The sequence below is a fragment of the Pseudomonas edaphica genome (assembly GCF_005863185.1).
GTDB classification, from domain to species: Bacteria; Pseudomonadota; Gammaproteobacteria; order Pseudomonadales; family Pseudomonadaceae; genus Aquipseudomonas; species Aquipseudomonas edaphica.
Genome location: NZ_VBVZ01000596.1, coordinates 1 through 3,735, shown reverse-complemented (window position 1 = coordinate 3,735; position 3,735 = coordinate 1). Strand labels below are relative to the sequence as shown.

General features: G+C 55.4%; 3 protein-coding genes. 1 reads left to right on the top strand and 2 read right to left on the bottom strand.

Annotation, left to right across the window (positions count from 1 at the left end; genetic code table 11):
- Positions 1-47: 47 nt before the first annotated feature.
- Both FEM54_RS27240 and FEM54_RS27235 read right to left on the bottom strand, forming a co-directional pair.
- Positions 48-686, bottom strand: a complete 639-nt coding sequence (locus FEM54_RS27240; protein ID WP_017139542.1) for a peroxiredoxin — start codon at positions 684-686, stop codon at positions 48-50.
- A 292-nt stretch (positions 687-978) separates the two neighbouring features.
- Positions 979-2,334, bottom strand: coding sequence for an OprD family porin (locus tag FEM54_RS27235; RefSeq protein WP_017139543.1), 1,356 nt, complete (start codon positions 2,332-2,334; stop codon positions 979-981).
- Positions 2,335-2,704: 370 nt separating this feature from the next.
- Here FEM54_RS27235 and tauA point away from each other — a divergent pair, with 370 nt between their 5' ends.
- Positions 2,705-3,691 carry a taurine ABC transporter substrate-binding protein gene (tauA, locus tag FEM54_RS27230; RefSeq protein ID WP_138453722.1) on the top strand — a complete coding sequence of 329 codons (987 nt, stop codon included), beginning with the start codon at positions 2,705-2,707 and terminating at the stop codon, positions 3,689-3,691.
- Positions 3,692-3,735 lie beyond the last annotated feature (44 nt).

The following is a 3,735-nucleotide window of genomic DNA, read 5'->3' as shown; positions in this document are numbered from 1 at the left end:
GCGGTCAACTGTGGGAGCCGGGCTTGCCCGCGATGGCGATTTCAGCTTCAGCGATTAGGCTGCGGGGTGAGCCGCAAGTACGGTTTCACCGCACGGTAGCCCTTCGGAAAGCGCTGCTTGATCTCTTCCTCGTCCTTGAGCGACGGCACAATCACCACTTCATCGCCGTCCTGCCAGTTGGCGGGCGTGGCGACCTTGTGGTTGTCGGTCAGTTGCAACGAGTCGATGACCCGCAGGATTTCGTGGAAGTTACGACCGGTGCTGGCCGGGTAAGTGATGGTCAGGCGGATCTTCTTGTTCGGGTCGATCACGAACAAGGAACGCACGGTGAGCGTGTCACTGGCATTCGGGTGGATCAGGTCGTAGAGGTCCGACACCTTGCGATCGGCATCGGCCAGGATCGGGAAGTTGACGACGGTGTTCTGGGTTTCGTTGATGTCTTCGATCCACTTGTGGTGCGAGTCCACCGGGTCGACCGACAGGGCAATGGCCTTGACGCCACGCTGCGCGAATTCGTCCTTGAGCTTGGCGGTAAAGCCCAGCTCCGTGGTGCACACCGGAGTGAAGTCCGCGGGATGGGAAAACAACACGCCCCAGCTATCGCCCAGCCATTCGTGGAAACGAATCTTGCCGGCGCTGGAATCCTGTTCAAAGTCGGGGGCGATGTCGCCCAATCGTAGGCTCATGGTGTGGCTCCTGATGAGTGCTTATGGAGCCCACTGTGCATGGGTTAGGAATTATTTAAAAAGAATAAATATCGATTTATTTAGACGATAAATGAATATTAAAAATCTGTTCATTGGACTTGGGAACGGGCGAGGATCAACATCCATCACAAGGTTCGAGAAGGCCTTGAGACGCTGTACAAAGAGGGGTTTCAGGAAGGGCTTGCGGGGGTTGAGCCCGACTTGAAAAGCAAGACACCTTGCCCGGCGTTGCGCCGGGCAAGGTTTACAGTCTTACAACAGCTTCACACTACTAGAACAGTGGCAGCGAGTAGCTGACGATCAGACGGTTTTCGTCCTGGGAACGGGTGTTCGCCAGGTCGGTACGCCACATCGCGTTTTTCCAGGCAACGCCGAGGTTTTTCAGCGGGCCTTCTGGAATCACGTAGGCAACGGTGATGTCGCGTTCCCACTCGGACTGGCCAGTGGTTTCAGTACGTGCGTTAGTGTTCGCGATGGTGTCGATGTTGCTACCTTTGAGGTACACAACGCCAGCCGTCAGGCCAGGTACGCCAACCTTGGCGAAGTCATAAGCGTAACGAGCTTGCCAGGTACGCTCGCCAGCACGGGCGAACTTCTGGATCTGCATGTCGGTAGTGATGTAAGCCGACGAGCCGTCACCTTGGTTCAGCCAAGGGAAGTCGCTGCTGCCATTGCTGACTTGGTAACCGCCACCAAAGGTGTGGCCGGCCACGGAGTACAGGAAAAGGCCGCTGTACAGGTTGTTGTCGACTTTACCCTTACCGGCACGGAAACCGTTGTAGTTACCGCTGGTGTAGTAGGCAGCCGTATTACCGTTCAGGCCGTCGTCAGAACTGTTGAAATAACGCAGGTCAGACTTCAATACGCCCGGGCCGATCGACCAGTTATGGGTCAGACCCAGGAAGTGCTGCTTGTAGAAGTCTTCCAGGTTGCCGTAGTAGTACTGTGCGGTCAGATCTTTGGTGAGCTTGTAGTCACCACCGGCATAGTAGAACTTGTTGACGAACTTGCCTGCGGTGTAGTTCGAGCCACCGTTGGCACCACCCAGCGACAAACCTTCGTTGTTGCTGGAGTTACGGCCTTTGGCATGCTCAATCTGACCGGCAACCAGGGTCAAATCCTTGATGTCGTTGGTAGTGATCTGGCCACCCTGGAAGGTCTGCGGCAGCATACGACCATCGTTGGTCACGATAACTGGCAGCTTAGGCTGCAACGTACCCAGTTTCAGTTCGGTTTGGGAGATCTTCACCTTACCGGTCACACCGAGGCTGGCGAAATCGTTGACCGCGCGATTGCCGTCGCTTGGGAACACAGTACCGCCGGACGAAGTACCGGTGATGTTACCGCTGGTGCCGCGGCCAGAATCGAGGCGCACGCCGTACAGGCCGATTGCATCAACGCCGAACTGAACCGTGCCTTGGGTATAGCCCGAAATGAACCGCAGATCGAAGCCTTGGCCCCATTCTTCGTTCCTGGACGGGTCTGCAGCACCATCACGGTTATCCGTGTTGATGTAGAAGTTACGCAGGCCCAGTGTGGCCTTACTGTCTTCGATGAAACCGGCAGCGCCTGCTTGCTGAGCGATTGCGCCCAGGGTCACAGCCAACGCCAAGGTGGACTTCTTCATGTACCGCTCCTCTCATTTCTAATTTTTGTATTTCTTTGGTCTCGGGTCTGACGCCCTCGATCCACAGATGCGCGATTAGCGCCAGATAGTGACTACCAAGTCAATCGTAACCTTGTGTGTCTACTACCTTCGTCTAACCGCAGTTGATTTGGTCCCTGCAGGGTAATGAGTTTTTCATACACCCAAAAAGAATTGTTTCATTCTTTTTCATACGATTCAGGAATAAGCCTCAGCAGGCAGTGAGTCGATCAGCATAGATCAACCGCTCCATAAGCTAATTCCTAAAGGGTATTTACCAGCCTTTTTTTAGATCGATTAGTGTGATCGTACTGTTGCATACGTCACCCACGATCAAAAAGGCGACGCCATCATGGCCAAACGCACATCCTCCCGTCAATTTGTTACAGTTTTTGTGTCACTAATACTTTCTTTTGGTGTCAAAGCCGCCGATTTGACCATCGGCTATCAAACCGGCATCGACCCCAGCAAAGTCCCCCAGGCTGACGGCCTCTATGAAAAGGCCATCGGCGAGAACATCGCCTGGCGCCGTTTCAACAGCGGCCCTGAAGTGGTCACCGCTATCGCCTCCGGCGATGTGCAGATCGGCAATCTCGGTTCCAGCCCCCTTGCAGCAGCGGCGTCACGTAATCTACCGATCGTGGCGTTTATCGTATCGGCGCAGATCAACACTTCTGAAGCCCTGGTGGTACGCAACGGCAGTGGCATCGACAAACCCGCAGACCTGGTGGGTAAAACCATCGCCACCCCGTTCGTCTCGACCTCCCATTACAGCCTGCTCGGTGCGTTGAAGCACTGGGGCCTGGACACTCAAAAAGTCAAAGTGGTGAACCTGCAACCGGCAGAAATCGCCGCCGCGTGGAAACGTGGCGATATCGACGGCGCATTCGTGTGGTCACCGGCGCTGGGGGAGATCCGCAAGACCGGAAAAACCCTGACCGACGCGGCCCAGGTAGGTCAGTGGGGCGCGCCGACGTTCGAAGTGTGGGTGGCGCGCAAGGATTTCGCGAAAAAACATCCTGACGTAGTGGCCAAGTTTGCCAAGGTCACGCTGGATTCGTTTGCTGACTATGCGGCCCATAAAGACCGCTGGACCGTCGATTCCGAACCTGTGCAAAAAATCGCCAAATTGACAGGTGCGAATGCCGCCGATATTCCTGAACTGTTGGCCGGCACCACCTTCCCGGATGCCCAGGCACAGCAGACCGAGGCACTGCTTAAAGGCGGCACCGCGAAGGCGATTGGGGAGACGGCGAAGTTTTTGAAGGAACAGGGGAAGGTCGAAACGGTGCTGCCGGATTACTCGGCCTTTGTGACCGATAAATTCATCAAAGAATAAATGCAGTCCCCTGTGGGAGCTGGCTTGCCTGCGATTGCATCACC